Origin of the sequence: Ahrensia sp. 13_GOM-1096m (genome assembly GCF_000620605.1) — a bacterium.
Lineage (GTDB): Bacteria > Pseudomonadota > Alphaproteobacteria > Rhizobiales > Rhizobiaceae > Ahrensia > Ahrensia kielensis.
The window spans coordinates 218068-233393 of the sequence record NZ_JIAX01000013.1 but is presented as its reverse complement, the minus strand read 5'-3'; the positions used below and the strand labels follow the sequence as shown (position 1 = coordinate 233393).

The following is a 15326-nucleotide window of genomic DNA, read 5'->3' as shown; positions in this document are numbered from 1 at the left end:
ATCGCTTTAACACGCGACAAGCTTGCAGGTATGAAAAGTTTTCGCTAAGGAGCGCGCAGTAATTATTTAGTCCAACGACCAATAGTCGAGCATCGCAAAATGGCCCGCATTGTCATGAAATTTGGCGGCACGTCCGTCGCCGATATTGAACGCATTCGCAATGTTGCCAAACATGTGAAGCGTGAAACCGATGCAGGACACGAAGTCGCTGTGGTTGTTTCTGCCATGGCAGGCAAAACCAATGAGCTTGTTGGCTGGGCCCGTGAAGCCTCTCCAATGCACGATGCGCGTGAATATGATTCAATCGTAGCATCGGGCGAACAGGTAACAGCCGGACTTCTCGCCATTACTTTGCAGAACTTAGGTGTTGATGCGCGTTCTTGGCTTGGCTGGCAAATTCCGATCAAAACCGACAATGCCCATGGCGCCGCCCGCATCATGGAAATCGAAGGCTCGGAAATGGTTCGCCGCTTGGGCCTTGGTCAAGTTGCTGTTGTTGCTGGTTTTCAAGGCATTGGCCCAGATAACCGTATTGCCACACTTGGCCGCGGCGGATCTGATACAAGCGCAGTTGCCATTGCAGCGGCTATTAAAGCCGATCGCTGCGACATCTATACGGATGTTGATGGGGTTTATACGACCGATCCGCGCATTGAGCCAAACGCTCGCAGATTGAACAAGGTCTCTTATGAAGAGATGCTTGAAATGGCCTCACTTGGGGCGAAAGTATTGCAGGTCCGTTCTGTTGAACTGGCTATGGTACATAATGTACGCACCTTTGTGCGTTCCAGTTTTGAAGCGCCGGACGCACCCGGAATGGGCGATTTTGAAAATCCGCCCGGCACACTGATTTGTGATGAGGATGAAATCGTGGAAAAGCAGATCGTTACCGGCATTGCTTATGCAAAAGACGAAGCGCAAATTTCGCTGCGTCAGCTTGATGACCGCCCCGGCGTGTCAGCGGCAATTTTCGGCCCACTGGCCGAAGGCGGCATCAATGTTGATATGATTGTCCAAAATATTTCCGGCGACGGAAAATATACCGACATGACATTTACCGTACCGCACGGCGATCTTGAAAAAGCGGTTGCTCTTTTAACCGAGAACAAAAGCAAAATTGGCTTTGATGAAGTTCAGTCCGAAGCAGGCTTGGTTAAAGTTTCTGTTATCGGCGTTGGCATGCGTTCACACACAGGTGTTGCAGCAACTGCATTTAAAGCGATGGCCGATAAGGGCATCAACATCCGTGCGATCACAACATCAGAGATTAAGATTTCTATTTTGATCGACGGACCTTATGCAGAACTGGCTGTAAGAACGCTTCATAAAGTTTATGGTCTCGACAAGGCTTAACTTGCAGTTCAAAATCACACCTGAATAAACCGGCACGCTTATGTGATTTGCGTGCCGTGAAAGAGGTATTGCAATTAGATGCGGGATGTAGACGCCGGCCCAAGGGTATTACTAAAACGGATTCGCCAGATCATGGTGAAGCCGATGGACCCACAAACGCGTCTTGATCGCTTCGTTGAAGAAATCGCCCAATCAATGGTTGCAGAGGTTTGCTCTGCCTATGTACTGCGCGCCGATAGCATATTGGAGCTTTATGCCACTTTCGGCCTGAACCCTGATGCTGTTCACTTGTCACAATTGCGCCTTGGCCAAGGTCTTGTCGGCACGATTGCATCCTCATCAAGGGCGTTAAATCTATCTGAAGCGCAAAGACATCCAGCGTTCCAATATCTACCGGAGACAGGAGAGGAACTTTATCATTCCTTCCTTGGCGTGCCTATTTTGCGCGCTGGCCGCACGCTCGGCGTTCTGGTTATCCAAAACGAAGCGCACCGCGTTTATTCCGACGATGAAGTCGAAGCCATGGAAACCGTCGCCATGGTTATTGGCGAACTCATCGCACAAGGTGATCTAAAAGGCTTATCCACAGCCGGTGTTGAACTGGACATGGAAAAACCGGTTTCACACCATGGCCAAAGTCTGTCTGACGGCATTGGTCTTGGCCATGTTGTTTTGCATGAGCCACGTGTTGTCGTCACCAACCTGTTCAACGAAGATACGGACGCAGAATTAGAAAGGCTTGAAAAAGCCATTCGGGGCCTCCGCCTGACGATTGATGACATGCTAGCGCGCCGCGAAGTCGCCTTTGAGGGTGAGCACCGCGAAATTCTCGAAACTTACCGCATGTTCGCGCATGACAAAGGCTGGGTTCGGCGCATGGAAGAAGCCGTTCGCAACGGCCTGACCGCTGAAGCTGGCGTTGAAAAAGTACAAAGCGACATGCGCGCGAAGATGCAATCGATCAACGATCCATTTATGCGCGAACGCTTAAGCGACTTTGATGATTTGGCCAATCGCTTGCTACGCCAATTGGTGGGCAATGCCGGTGCCAAAGCGAGCAATATGCCGCAAGATGCTATTTTGATCGCGCGCACGATGGGCGCAGCAGAACTATTGGACTATCCGCGCGATACATTGCGCGGCCTTGTCCTTGAAGATGGCGCGCCCACCAGCCATGTTGTCATTGTTGCACGCGCAATGGGCATTCCTGTCGTCGGGCAAGCCAAAGGTGTTGTTGCGGTTTCAGAAAATGGCGACGCGATCATTGTTGACGGCCTTGCCGGTGATGTTCACTTGCGCCCGCAGCAAGATGTTCAATTGGCATTTGCTGAAAAAGTGCGCTTCCGTGCCAAACGCCAAGAAGAGTACCGCGCATTACGCACGCAGCCCAATATCACAAAAGATGGCGAAGAATTTTCGCTGATGATGAATGCTGGCCTGATGGTCGACATGCCGCAACTGGAAGAATCAGGTGCCAGCGGCATCGGCCTATTTAGAACCGAACTTCAATTTATGGTTGCCTCGACTTTCCCCAAAGCTGATGCGCAGGAAAAACTGTACCGCGCCGTTATTTCTGAAAGCGGCGGCAGGCCCGTCACATTCCGCACACTCGATATTGGCGGCGACAAGGTTCTTCCATATTTCCGCAATGCACCCGATGAAGAAAACCCTGCCCTTGGGTGGCGTGCTATCCGTTTAGCACTTGATCGGCCTGGCCTCTTCCGAACCCAATTGCGCGCGCTTTTGCGTGCATCCGCAGGCAGTGAACTGCGCTTGATGGTGCCGATGGTCTCTGAAATTTTAGAGCTCAGACAATCGCGCGAACTTATTCAAAACGAAGTGCGTCATCTTTCAAAATTTGGTCATGGCCTACCCAACAAAGTTTATCTTGGCGCCATGTTAGAAGTGCCGAGCCTTTTGTTTGACCTCGACAATTTGATGAAAGAAGCCGACTTCATTTCCATTGGCTCAAACGATCTCTTCCAATTCTTTATGGCGACAGATCGCGGTAACAGCCATGTCGCAGGCCGGTTTGACACTTTAGGCATTCCATTTCTGCGCGCGCTTAAATCAATCGCTGACAAAGCCAAAGAACACGGCACATCGCTCACATTATGCGGTGAAATTGCATCAAGGCCGATAACAGCGCTCGCGCTCCTAGCCCTTGGCATTAACAAGACATCGATGTCACCTGCGGGCATTGGCCCTGTTAAAGATGCGCTGCTAAAAACCGATATCGGTGCGCTGCGCAATGAATTATTGCCATGCCTCGAAAATGGCATTCCAGACCGCTGCGCCCGAACACTTATTGAAGATTTCGCTGAAAAGCATGATATACCGCTTTAGAGCGGCTTCCGCAAAAGTAGATGCCCCTTTTTTACGGCCCACAAAGACATTGAGCTTAAACGAGATTTATTTCACGCATGATAGAATTGCCTGACGACAAGATGGACCAAATGGTCAAGCGTTTCGAAATGCTTGAATCGCAAATGGCTGAAGGGCCGGACGCCGAAACCTATGTAAAATTGGCTGGCGAATATTCCGATCTGGAAGATCTTGTAAAAAACATCCGCCAATACCGCGCCAAGACATCTGAAAAAGCTGAACTTGATACGATGCTTGCTGACCGCACAACAGATGCGGAAATGCGTGAGCTGGCAGAGATTGAGCTTGAAGAAGTCGAAGAAGCGATTGAAGGCCTGCAACAAGACATCCAAGTTTTGCTGCTACCCAAAGATGCTGCTGACAGTAAAAGTGCAATTTTAGAGATTAGAGCCGGAACAGGCGGACTGGAAGCTGCGCTTTTTGCTGGCAATTTGTTCCGCATGTATGAGCGTTTTGCTTCTGAAAATGGCTGGAAAGTTGAAGTCATTTCACAAAGTGAAGGTGACGCAGGCGGCTTTAAAGAAATTATCGCAACGGTTACTGGCCGCGGCGTGTTTGCGAAATTTAAATTCGAATCCGGCGTTCACCGCGTTCAGCGTGTACCTGAAACAGAATCAGGCGGGCGTGTTCACACATCAGCCGCAACTGTCGCCGTATTGCCGCAAGCCGAAGAAGTAGACATTGCTATTCGCACCGAAGATATTCGCATCGATACAATGCGCGCATCAGGCGCTGGTGGCCAGCACGTTAACACGACCGACAGTGCCGTTCGCATCACGCATATTCCAACGGGCGTAGTTGTTGTGCAAGCAGAGAAATCTCAGCACCAAAACCGTGCGCGGGCAATGGAAGTATTGCGTGCCAGATTATATGATATGGAGCGCCAAAAGGCCGCTGATGAGCGTTCTGAAAACCGCCGCCTTCAAGTTGGCTCTGGCGACCGCTCAGAGCGCATTCGCACATATAATTTCCCGCAAGGGCGCGTGACCGATCACCGTATCAATTTAACGCTGTATAAGCTTGATCGGGTGATGGAAGGTGATCTCAATGATGTCATTAATCCTCTTATCGCCGATTATCAGGCGACTTTGCTGACCGAAAATCTGGAAGGTTGACCGGTTGGCAACGCGCAATGAAGGCCTGAGCATCGAACAAGCGTACCGCGATGCGCGCAAAAAGTTTCGCGATGCAGGTTTAGAAACGCCGGACATGGATGCAGCGCTTCTTCTCGAACATGCTTGCGGCGCCACGACAATTGACCGCATGACCGCGCCTGAAAAGCGGATAACGCCCAGCCAAAGCGATACCTTTGCTGCTTTCGTTAAACGCCGCCTGCTGCGTGAGCCTGTTCACCGCATTATGGGCGAACGGGAATTTTACGGCCTAACGCTTGGCCTTAATGAAGCAACCCTCATCCCCCGCCCCGACACAGAAATCCTCGTGGAAATGGTACTGCCATTTGTGCATGAACGCATTGCTCTAAGCGGCACATGCTCCATTTTGGATTTGGGCACAGGCACAGGCGCGATCGCGCTCGCAATTTTAAGCCAAGCACCTTTGGCTACAGCGACGGCGACTGATCTGGAACCAAAAGCACTTGAAATGGCGGTACAAAATGCCGAGCGCCATCAGCTCCAAAACCGTTTCTCGGCGATACAATCGGACTGGTTTGAAAATGTGTCTGAGCGCTATGATCTCATCATCTCAAATCCGCCTTATATAGTCAGTAAAGTCATAAATGATCTTGCCGCTGATGTGCGCGATTACGATCCGATGCTTGCATTGGACGGCGGCGATGATGGCCTAAACGCCTACCGCATTATTGCATCGCAGGCCGCAGCTTACCTAAAGTCGGGTGGACGAATCGCCGTTGAAATCGGGTTTGATCAAAAAACGAGTGTTTCTGCTCTGTTCAATCAAGCCGATTATGCGACATTTGTGACAAAAAACGACCTCAGTGGAAATAATAGAGCACTTTTTTTCACATAAATTTCATGAATTTAGTTAAAAAATAAAAAAACCGCTTGGCAAGCAGCAAAAGCAACGTTACCAAAGATAGCAAGTGAAGCCGAGTGACTTTCAGTCCGGCATGACACCGTAATCTAATTCACTAACGGGCGGCGATAGGTTTGCTAAGAAGCAAATGACGTCACGGGAAGCCTCGTTTGAAAGTGACACGAGATCAAAAATGATAATCATCCGTAGCGATCATATGGTCCAAACCGGATTCAAGCTTCTGAAAAGTAAGACGAGATTTAGATGAGACCACAACAGCAGGGTCGCCGCCGTAATAATAATCGTGGTGGCAATAATAATAGAAACCGAAATCAAAATCCGCTCCAGCGCAGCTATGAAAGCAATGGACCGGATGTAAAAATTCGAGGCAATCCGCAAGTCATTGCCGACAAATACAACCAACTTGCACGCGATGCGAGCTCTGCCGGTGATACTGTGATGGCAGAAAACTATTTCCAGCACGCAGAACATTACACACGCATCATCATGGCTGCACAGCCAGTACAGCAACCGCGCGATGAGAATGATCAAAACGAAAACGATCAGAACGAAAACGCGCAGGGCGACAACACGCAAGACGATAATGCGGAAAACGAAAACAATGATACGCAAGCAAATGCTGGCGATCAGGACAACCGTAACAATAATCGCGGCCGCCAGCGTAACAACAATCGTGGCCGTGGGCGTGATCGCGACAATGATCAAAGTTCAAATGACAGCAAGCCTGAAGTGACGGCAGAAGCTGCACCAGAAAAACAGCCTGAAGTTAAAGCTGAGACTTCTAGTGTATCCGCAGAGCCAGTTGCTATCGCACAAGAAACGGCAGAGGCAGCGCCAGCACCGGTGAAAAAACCGCGTGCACCACGCAAGCCCCGTGCGCCTAAAGTGCCAAAGGCAGAAGCTCCAGTCGAAGCTGCGGCTGAACCTGCTCCTGCAGAAACAGTCAGCGAACCAAAGCCGGAAGCTGCTGAATAGTTTCATTCAACTGTAAATGATTTAACCCGTCTTGAGCATCTCAAGGCGGGTTTATTTTTATCCAGTGGGAACCTCCTTCTCAATGCGGCGTTGTTAGAACATAGCAACCAATCAGAAGGATACAGTCATGAACTGGGATATAGTTGAAGGTAACTGGGAACAATGGAAAGGCAAAGCCCGCGAGCAGTGGGGCAAGCTTACCGATGATGACATGGACATTGTTGAAGGCAAGCGCGAACAGCTTGTTGGAAAAATCCAAGAGAATTACGGAAAAACCCGAGACGAAGCTGAAAAAGAAGTCGACGACTGGCTCAGCAAATAAATAACGCACATTAAAGCCCCTGCATTGTCAGGGGCTTTTTTGTATAATGTGTTAGGAATTTAAGCGCTGCACGGCGTAAAACCTTTTATTTTCAAACGACCGTTCCCATATATTGTTTGACGATAGGGCTTGCCTCATTGATTGTCTGTAATAGGCAATTTGGGAGTCCGTCATCGATAAATCTTTGTCCATTGCCTTTTAAGGGATGGTCATTAATCGGAGACAAAAATGAATATTGAACAATACTCGGAACGCGTGCGCGGTTTCATTCAAAGCGCACAAACTTACGCATTAGGTGAAAGCCACCAACAATTCACGCCTGAACATCTACTAAAAGTTTTGGTTGATGACACCGAAGGCATGGCTTCTTCTCTCATTGACCGCGCTGGCGGCGACAGCAAACAAGTTCGCTTGGGCGTTGAAACTGCGCTTGGCGCATTACCAAAAGTCGAAGGCGGCAATGGTCAGCTTTATATGGCTGCCCCATTGGCAAAGGTTTTCAAAACCGCCGAAGAAGTTGCAAAAAAATCTGGCGATAGCTTTGTTACTGTCGAGCGTCTTTTGCTTGCATTGGCGATGGAAAAGTCTGCCAAATCAGCCGACATACTTAAGAAATCGGGCGTAACCCCCAACGGGCTAAATTCAGCAATTAACGATATTCGCAAAGGCCGCACCGCTGATAGCGCAAGTGCTGAAAGTGGTTATGATGCGTTGAAAAAATACGCACGCGATCTAACCGCTGATGCGCGTGACGGCAAATTAGACCCCGTTATTGGCCGCGACGATGAAATCCGCCGCACCATGCAAGTTTTGTCTCGCCGCACAAAAAACAACCCCGTGCTTATCGGTGAACCCGGCGTTGGTAAAACAGCCATTGCGGAAGGCTTGGCGCTGCGTATCGTTGATGGCGACGTGCCCGAGAGCCTGCGCAATAAAAAGCTGATGGCGCTTGATATGGGTTCATTGATTGCTGGCGCTAAATATCGCGGTGAATTTGAAGAGCGCCTAAAAGCAGTACTCAATGAGGTGCAGTCAGAAGCTGGCGAAATCATTCTATTCATTGATGAAATGCACACGCTTGTGGGTGCTGGTAAGGCAGATGGCGCAATGGATGCCTCGAACCTACTTAAGCCTGCATTGGCGCGCGGAGAGCTTCACTGCGTTGGCGCAACAACACTAGATGAATATCGCAAACATGTCGAAAAAGACGCCGCACTTGCACGTCGCTTCCAGCCGGTTTTTGTCAATGAGCCAGCGGTGGAAGATACCATTTCCATCCTGCGCGGTTTGAAAGAAAAATACGAGCAGCACCACAAAGTGCGCGTTTCAGACTCAGCACTGGTCGCAGCAGCAACACTGTCAAACCGTTACATTGCGGATCGCTTTTTGCCAGATAAAGCCATCGATTTGGTCGATGAAGCAGCATCGCGCTTGCGCATGCAGGTTGATTCCAAACCTGAAGCGCTCGATGAAATTGATCGCCGCATCATGCAGCTTAAAATCGAGCGTGAAGCGTTGCGCGTCGAAAAAGATGCCGCCTCTAAGGACCGCCTTGAAAAGCTGGAAGAAGAACTTGCTGATCTTGAAGACAGATCAGCTGAGATCACCACAACATGGCAATCTGAAAAAGCAAAGCTTGGTGCTGCCGCTGATTTAAAGCGACAGCTTGAAGAAGCGCGTAATGAGCTTGCGATAGCACAGCGTACAGGTGAATTTCAGCGTGCTGGTGAGCTGACCTATGGCAAAATCCCTGACCTAGAAGCCAAGCTTGCGGAAGCAGAAAAGCAAGGGGAAAATGCGGAAGGTGGTTCCTTGATGGAAGAAACCGTTACGCCAGATCACATCGCGCATATTGTATCGCGGTGGACCGGTGTTCCTGTTGATAAAATGCTAGAGGGCGAGCGCGACAAGCTACTGCGCATGGAAGACGAGATAGCCAAACGCGTCGTCGGCCAAGGTGAAGCGGTGCAAGCGGTTTCCAAGGCGGTGCGCCGTGCACGCGCCGGTCTGCAAGATCCAAACCGCCCGATCGGCTCATTCATCTTTCTTGGACCAACAGGCGTTGGCAAGACAGAGCTAACAAAAGCGCTGGCAAACTTCTTGTTTGATGATGAGCAAGCAATGGTGCGCATCGACATGTCCGAATTTATGGAGAAACATGCCGTATCACGCTTGATCGGCGCGCCTCCTGGCTATGTCGGCTATGATGAAGGCGGACTTCTAACGGAAGCGGTTCGCCGCAGACCTTATCAAGTTGTGCTTTTTGACGAGATTGAAAAAGCCCATCCCGATGTCTTCAACGTGTTGTTGCAGGTTCTGGACGACGGCCGTCTTACCGATGGCCAAGGCCGTACTGTCAACTTCAAAAACACGCTGATTATCATGACATCCAATCTGGGGTCTGAATTCCTTGTCAATCTGACAGAAGATCAGGACGTGGATTTGGTCAGGGACGATGTGATGAATGTGTTACGCGGTGCGTTCAGACCTGAGTTCTTGAACCGTGTGGACGAAACAATCCTATTCCACCGCCTCAAACGGGAGAATATGGGCCAGATCGTCAACATTCAATTGAAGCGTCTGGAAGCACTTTTGGCAGATCGCAAGATCACCTTGAATTTGGATCAAAAAGCCCGCGATTGGCTTGCCGCCAAGGGGTATGATCCGGCCTATGGTGCACGCCCGCTTAAGCGCGTGATTCAAAAATACGTACAAGATCCACTTGCCGAAAAAATTCTCGGCGGGGAGATTTTGGATGGATCAACCGTCAATGTGCTTGAGGGGTCAGACCGATTAAATTTTAAAGCAATTAAATCGGTAAGCGATCAAGCTGCTTAAATTAAGATATTGATGGCTGCTGCTTAAACTTGAGCGGCGGCCATTTTATCGTCGTAATCCAGTGCCTTAAAGCGCCCTAGGGGACACAGGTGGAACCGGACCGTAAATCAAACATTATCGGTTAGGGACAAAATAACTAGGGGTTATCAAACGTGTCTGCACGCCATTATAAAGTTTCAACGCGCTCCATTTTGATCGCTTCAGCAGCAACTTTTTTCGCCAACGCTGCATTGGCTCAGCAATCAACGCGCTTTCCAAATGGTCAAGCGATCCCGCTTGCAGGCATTGGCATTGCCATTGACGAGGCAGGACGCAAGATAACCTATGATCTCGATACGGAAGAAATCATCAGTATCGAAATTCCGCGCAGCGGCCAAATAATCACTAATATTCCAGAAGATTCTTCCCGAAGGATAGCTGCACCGCAGCGTGTCGAACGTGCACCGCTTGGCCAGCCAGAATCATCTGATTTTGCAACGGCAACACCCGAGTTCGATGAGCAGGTGCCTGAAGACCCTAATTTCGGCCGTGAGCAACTGCCTGAAGACGGCACCATGCAAAGCGTCGTGCCGCCAATGGAAAATGATCCATTTGCGCAGCCGCAAAGAGTTGGACCCGAGCCCGCTGACGAAACACAGACGGCGGCCATCGTAAAACCAGACAATCCAAATCTTAATACGAAACCTGAATTTACAGCCAAGCTTCAAATTCTTCTTGATCGTCTTGGCCTATCTCCAGGTGTTATTGATGGGCGAAATGGCTCGAACGTGCGAAAGGCGATGACCGCTCTTTCGATAAAATATAACCGCGACCTGTCATCATTATCGCCCGAAGAATTAGATGCGGAATTAGAATCCACAGGCGGTCCAGCATTCTTGACCTATACAATCACACCGGAAGACACGAACGGACCTTTTGTCAGTGCAATTCCGGTTGATTATGCAGAAAAAGCTAAATTGCCAGCAATGTCATACACATCGGCATTGGAAGCATTGGCTGAAAAATTTCATATGGATGAAAACTATATGAAAAAACTTAACCCCGGCGTGGATTTCTCGCGCGCGGGAACAACCATCCAAGTGGCCAATACTGGCGAAAAAATTAAAACAAAAATATTCCGTATTGAAGCTGATAAGGGCGCGGAACAAGTGCGCGCTTATGATGAGCTAGGCAATCTGGTGGTCGCTTACCCTGCAACGATTGGCTCCACAGCAACACCGTCTCCATCGGGAACCGTGACGATTGAACGGATCGCTCTTGATCCAAATTACACCTACAATCCGAAGATCAACTTCACCCAAGGCGAGAATAAAAGCGTGCTGACCATTCCGCCTGGCCCTAACGGCCCCGTGGGCAATGTCTGGCTTGCACTTTCTAAGCCAACCTACGGTATTCATGGAACGCCAGATCCTTCAAAGATTGGTAAATCCAACTCACATGGCTGCGTGCGCCTGACAAATTGGGATGCTCAGGAATTAGCAGGCATGGTTTCCAGAGGCGTGACCGTTGAATTCCTCGATTAATCAGACATTGTTTGCCAATGACACGCGATCAATCTAACTAAAAAACTGCAACGCGAACTCGGCCTCAATCAAGATTGAATTGACTTAGCCGAGCACACATTCCAAATCACAAACCACATCTTTATTGATATCGGGGCAATCTTGCGTTTCATATTATTTGCATTCATTTTACTGGCTCAAGCAGCACAGGCAGCAGCTCAAAACTTGCCCGCGACCAGTGAAGAATTTGACACGATTAAAATCGGCGGCGCGCAGCTTTATAAACCGGCAAAGCCCTTTCGTGATCAACGCATCATAACGTTGCAAATTATAATGGACCGCGCGGGCTTTTCGCCCGGTGTGATCGATGGTTTAGATACCAAGCGTTTTCACATGCAATTAAGAGCGTTTAAAACAGCGCATAATCATGATTTCAAATTGAACGACCAAGAGGCCGTAGCGCAACTTTTAGCGCAAAGCGGCGGTGACGCATTTGTTGATTATGAAATTACAGCCAAAGATTTGAGCTATAAATTCACACCCGATATTCCTGAGCGTTATGTCGATCAGGCTTCTATGCACCGTATTGATTTCACTTCAGCACAAGAGATGTTTGCTGAACGCTTTCATATGGATGAACAATATCTCATCGAGTTAAATGAAGGCAAAGATTTCTCAAAAGCTGGAGAAACAATCAAGGTCGCTGCCTTTGGCAAATATTTGCAAAAGCGCATCGCGCGTATTGAGGCAGACAAAAAGAACCTTCAAGTGCGAGCCTATGATGCAAAAGGCAACATCGTCGCCACCTACCCCGCTTCAATCGGCTCCACAGTAACGCCTTCGCCAACAGGCACCCATACTGTACGTAACAAGGCTCAAAACCCTGCATACACCTATGATCCCAACGGTTCGGCGCAGCCTGGCCAATCAAAAGGTTTGGTATTATTGCCGCCAGGGCCAAACGGTCCGGTGGGTGATGCTTGGATTGGCTTGTCTAAAAAAACATATGGTATTCACGGAACACCTGATCCCTCCAATATTGGCGTAACAGCCAGTGTGGGCTGTGTGCGTCTGACAAATTGGGATGCGCTGGAACTTGCGCGCCTTGTTAACCGCGGCGTGCAAGTAACCTTTATTGAGTAAAGGTAAGGTTCGCATTTGCATTGCATCGCCGTCGCGATTACATTGCACTGCACAATTTAAAAATAGGCGGGGGAAATGACTGTGATAAAGAAAATTGGTGTTATCGGCGCGGGTCAGATGGGCGCAGGCATTGCGCAGGTTTCTGCAGCTGCAGGCTATAGCGTCGTGCTCAGCGACATTTCCTTGGACAATGCAAAAGCGGCAATCGAAAAGATTGATGCAGCAACGGCCAAGCTGGTTGCAAACGACAAAATGGATGCCGCAAGCCGTCAAGCAATCCTCGCGAATATGACTGCGGCCGGTGACCTATCGGCGCTAGGCGATTGCGATCTGGTTATTGAAGCAGCAAGTGAAGTCGAAAGTGTTAAAAAGTCTATTTTTAAAGAGCTTTGCCCGCTGCTAAAGCCTGAGGCATTGCTGGCTTCGAACACATCATCCATCTCGATTACCCGTCTTGCTTCTTCGACAGACAGGCCAGAGCAGTTCATGGGCATACATTTCATGAACCCAGTGCCGCGCATGAAGCTGGTGGAGCTTATTCGCGGTATTGCGACTGCTGAAACAACATTTAAAGCCGCCAACGCATACGCCTTGGACCTTGGCAAAACGGTAACAACATCCGAAGATTTTCCAGGCTTCATCGTCAATCGTATTTTGATGCCAATGATCAACGAAGCGATTTATACGCTTTATGAAGGTGTCGGCACAGTTGAGTCGATTGATACAGGCCTGAAGCTCGGTGCGAACCATCCGATGGGACCATTAGAACTTGCCGACTTCATTGGCCTCGATACATGCCTGTCAATCATGCAGGTGCTGTATGAAGGGCTTTCAGATTCTAAATACCGCCCATGCCCGCTTCTCGTGAAATATGTCGAAGCTGGCTGGTTAGGCCGTAAAACCAATCGCGGATTTTACGATTATCGCGGTGAAACACCGGTTCCAACACGCTAGGTCAGAACCGGTATCATCTGATAAATCAATAAAGCGGAGAGATTGAGCGCGGCGATACATCGCCGCGAACAGGCATATTAGGTCCCAGCGTCCTGATTTGCTGGGCTATGCGTTTGCGCAATGGTAGCTGACCAGCTGACCGTTGTTCAAACGAAGAATGTATCATGTCCAGTGAGTCGACTGTAAGTGGGCTTGCCATGGTTTTTCCTTTGCATGCAAACACCTCCCAGAATCAAAATACCCAAAGATTGTGTTCTTTCAATGAAAAATTGTGCGCTGCAGCATTATTCTATCGTATAGGCCTGCGGCGATTGATTTGACTGGATGAATTTTGCAGATTAAATAGAATTCGTGGTGATTTGGCCGGTCGGCTTGCAGCCACGTAAAATAATTCGCTAAAGGGCCGTTGCTGAGAAGCCGGTTTTAAGCGTTTATCAAATCGGTTTTAGTCAGCGAGAACACCATGCCAATTCGTATTCCAAATGCCCTTCCAGCCAAAGAAGTTCTGGTTAAAGAAGGCGTCATGGTGATGGATGAGACAACGGCATCGCGCCAGGATATTCGTCCGCTTCAAATCGCGCTCCTCAACCTGATGCCGAACAAAATTAAAACAGAGACACAGATTGCACGTTTGATTGGCTCAAGCCCGTTGCAAGTGGATTTAACATTGGTGCGCATCGGCAACCATGTGGCCAAAAACACCTCTGAGGACCACCTGCTATCATTTTACAACACTTGGGAAGAGATCAAGGACCGTAAATTCGACGGCTTCATCATCACCGGTGCACCGATTGAAAAGCTCCCCTTCGAGGATGTTAGTTATTGGTCTGAATTGCAGCAAATTCTGGATTGGACGACCACCCATGTGCATTCCAGCTTTTTCATTTGCTGGGGCGCAATGGCTGCTATCAACCATTTCCATGATATTCCAAAACATACGCTCGATAAAAAGGCGTTCGGTGTATATCGCCACAAAAACCTAAATCCAGCTTCGCCTTACCTGTCTGGTTTTTCCGATGATTTTTCAATTTCAGTGTCACGCTGGACAGAAGTTAGGCGCGGCGATGTGCCAGCAGATAGCGGTCTCGAAATACTCATGGAATCGCCGGATACTGGGCTGTGTCTCCTACATGAGCAATTTGCAAACCGGCTCTATATTTTCAATCATATCGAATATGATTCAACGTCCTTGTCCGATGAGTATTTCCGCGATCAGGAAAATGGAACACCCGTTGATTTGCCCGCCAATTACTTTCCAAACGATGACCCTAAGAGCACGCCGCAAAACCGCTGGCGCAGTCATGCCTTCTTATTGTTTGGCAACTGGATAAACCAAGTTTATCAGACAACTCAATTTGACCTCAATGATATTGGGAAAGATCGAACATGAGCAGCGAAATTACAATCCGCAGCATACAAAGCGCAGACTTTGACGCTTGGAAAGCCATGTGGACCAAATATCTTGAGTTCTATAAATCAAGCGTTCAGCCGGAAGTCTATCAATCAACATTCGGCCGTTTCTTTGAGCAAGGTGAATTTGAACCCAATTGTTTTGTCGCCTTACAGGACAGCCAGATGGTTGGCCTCGTTCATTTCCTGTATCATCGGCACAATTGGCATGTTGCCAACACCTGTTACTTGCAAGATCTATATGCAGATGAAAATCGGCGCGGCACAGGCATCGGCCGCAAACTCATTGAGGCTGTTTATGAGCAAGCCGATAAAGATGGCGCTGTATCAGTTTATTGGAACACACAAGATTTCAACACTGAAGCCCGTAAACTTTACGACCGAATTGCTAAGTTGACGCCATTCGTCAAGTATCAACGCTGATACAG

General features: G+C 49.0%; 13 protein-coding genes and 1 riboswitch. Of the genes, 12 read left to right on the top strand and 1 reads right to left on the bottom strand.

The genetic code is table 11. The features are described from left to right. Positions 1 to 99: 99 nt before the first annotated feature. The 10 genes from N530_RS0112095 (at position 100) to N530_RS0112050 (ending at position 13488) form a co-directional block, all read left to right on the top strand. A complete protein-coding gene (locus N530_RS0112095; RefSeq protein ID WP_018690266.1) occupies positions 100 to 1353 on the top strand; it encodes an aspartate kinase in 1254 nt (417 codons plus the stop codon). A 78-nt stretch (positions 1354 to 1431) separates the two neighbouring features. Then, positions 1432 to 3699 (top strand): phosphoenolpyruvate--protein phosphotransferase, encoded by a 2268-nt coding sequence (gene ptsP / locus N530_RS0112090; protein WP_026480893.1) that lies wholly within the window; start codon positions 1432 to 1434, stop codon positions 3697 to 3699. A gap of 77 nt (positions 3700 to 3776) precedes the next feature. Continuing rightward, a complete protein-coding gene (gene prfA / locus N530_RS0112085; RefSeq protein ID WP_018690264.1) occupies positions 3777 to 4853 on the top strand; it encodes a peptide chain release factor 1 in 1077 nt (358 codons plus the stop codon). Between the two features lie 4 nt (positions 4854 to 4857). Next, on the top strand, positions 4858 to 5727 hold the full coding sequence (prmC, locus tag N530_RS0112080; RefSeq protein WP_051540927.1) for a peptide chain release factor N(5)-glutamine methyltransferase: 870 nt from the start codon (positions 4858 to 4860) through the stop codon (positions 5725 to 5727). A 270-nt stretch (positions 5728 to 5997) separates the two neighbouring features. After that, positions 5998 to 6729: a DUF4167 domain-containing protein gene (locus tag N530_RS18060; RefSeq protein ID WP_051540926.1), complete on the top strand. Its 732-nt coding sequence runs from the start codon at positions 5998 to 6000 to the stop codon at positions 6727 to 6729. Positions 6730 to 6856: 127 nt separating this feature from the next. Further along, positions 6857 to 7051, top strand: coding sequence for a CsbD family protein (locus N530_RS0112070; protein ID WP_026480891.1), 195 nt, complete (start codon positions 6857 to 6859; stop codon positions 7049 to 7051). Between the two features lie 228 nt (positions 7052 to 7279). Further along, on the top strand, positions 7280 to 9889 hold the full coding sequence (gene clpB, locus N530_RS0112065) for an ATP-dependent chaperone ClpB (protein WP_026480890.1): 2610 nt from the start codon (positions 7280 to 7282) through the stop codon (positions 9887 to 9889). A 152-nt stretch (positions 9890 to 10041) separates the two neighbouring features. Next, positions 10042 to 11412, top strand: coding sequence for a L,D-transpeptidase (locus N530_RS0112060; protein WP_026480889.1), 1371 nt, complete (start codon positions 10042 to 10044; stop codon positions 11410 to 11412). A gap of 141 nt (positions 11413 to 11553) precedes the next feature. Continuing rightward, positions 11554 to 12534, top strand: coding sequence for a L,D-transpeptidase (locus N530_RS18055; protein ID WP_051540925.1), 981 nt, complete (start codon positions 11554 to 11556; stop codon positions 12532 to 12534). A gap of 75 nt (positions 12535 to 12609) precedes the next feature. Continuing rightward, entirely contained in the window at positions 12610 to 13488 is an 879-nt protein-coding gene (locus tag N530_RS0112050; RefSeq protein ID WP_026480888.1) for a 3-hydroxybutyryl-CoA dehydrogenase, read from the top strand. A gap of 25 nt (positions 13489 to 13513) precedes the next feature. Here N530_RS0112050 and N530_RS19065 read toward each other — a convergent pair whose 3' ends face one another. Next, entirely contained in the window at positions 13514 to 13687 is a 174-nt protein-coding gene (locus N530_RS19065) for a hypothetical protein (protein ID WP_155851983.1), read from the bottom strand. A 142-nt stretch (positions 13688 to 13829) separates the two neighbouring features. Next, positions 13830 to 13907, top strand: a riboswitch (SAM riboswitch). 44 nt (positions 13908 to 13951) lie between these two features. Here N530_RS19065 and metA point away from each other — a divergent pair. Both metA and N530_RS0112035 read left to right on the top strand, forming a co-directional pair. Further along, the gene (gene metA / locus N530_RS0112040) at positions 13952 to 14878 is read left to right on the top strand and encodes a homoserine O-succinyltransferase (RefSeq protein WP_026480887.1); all 927 of its coding nucleotides are present in this window, start codon (positions 13952 to 13954) and stop codon (positions 14876 to 14878) included. After that, positions 14875 to 15321, top strand: a complete 447-nt coding sequence (locus N530_RS0112035) for a GNAT family N-acetyltransferase (RefSeq protein ID WP_026480886.1) — start codon at positions 14875 to 14877, stop codon at positions 15319 to 15321. Before metA ends, N530_RS0112035 begins: the two co-directional genes overlap by 4 nt. Positions 15322 to 15326 lie beyond the last annotated feature (5 nt).

Bases quoted from the DNA above. Each gene is read 5' to 3' on its own strand.
- N530_RS0112095 (WP_018690266.1), top strand. From the start codon at position 100: ATGGCCCGCATTGTCATGAAATTTGGCGGCACGTCCGTCGCCGATATT.
- ptsP (WP_026480893.1), top strand. From the start codon at position 1,432: ATGCGGGATGTAGACGCCGGCCCAAGGGTATTACTAAAACGGATTCGC.
- prfA (WP_018690264.1), top strand. From the start codon at position 3,777: ATGATAGAATTGCCTGACGACAAGATGGACCAAATGGTCAAGCGTTTC.
- N530_RS18060 (WP_051540926.1), top strand. From the start codon at position 5,998: ATGAGACCACAACAGCAGGGTCGCCGCCGTAATAATAATCGTGGTGGC.
- N530_RS0112070 (WP_026480891.1), top strand. From the start codon at position 6,857: ATGAACTGGGATATAGTTGAAGGTAACTGGGAACAATGGAAAGGCAAA.
- clpB (WP_026480890.1), top strand. From the start codon at position 7,280: ATGAATATTGAACAATACTCGGAACGCGTGCGCGGTTTCATTCAAAGC.
- N530_RS0112050 (WP_026480888.1), top strand. From the start codon at position 12,610: ATGACTGTGATAAAGAAAATTGGTGTTATCGGCGCGGGTCAGATGGGC.
- N530_RS19065 (WP_155851983.1), bottom strand. From the start codon at position 13,687: ATGGCAAGCCCACTTACAGTCGACTCACTGGACATGATACATTCTTCG.
- metA (WP_026480887.1), top strand. From the start codon at position 13,952: ATGCCAATTCGTATTCCAAATGCCCTTCCAGCCAAAGAAGTTCTGGTT.
- N530_RS0112035 (WP_026480886.1), top strand. From the start codon at position 14,875: ATGAGCAGCGAAATTACAATCCGCAGCATACAAAGCGCAGACTTTGAC.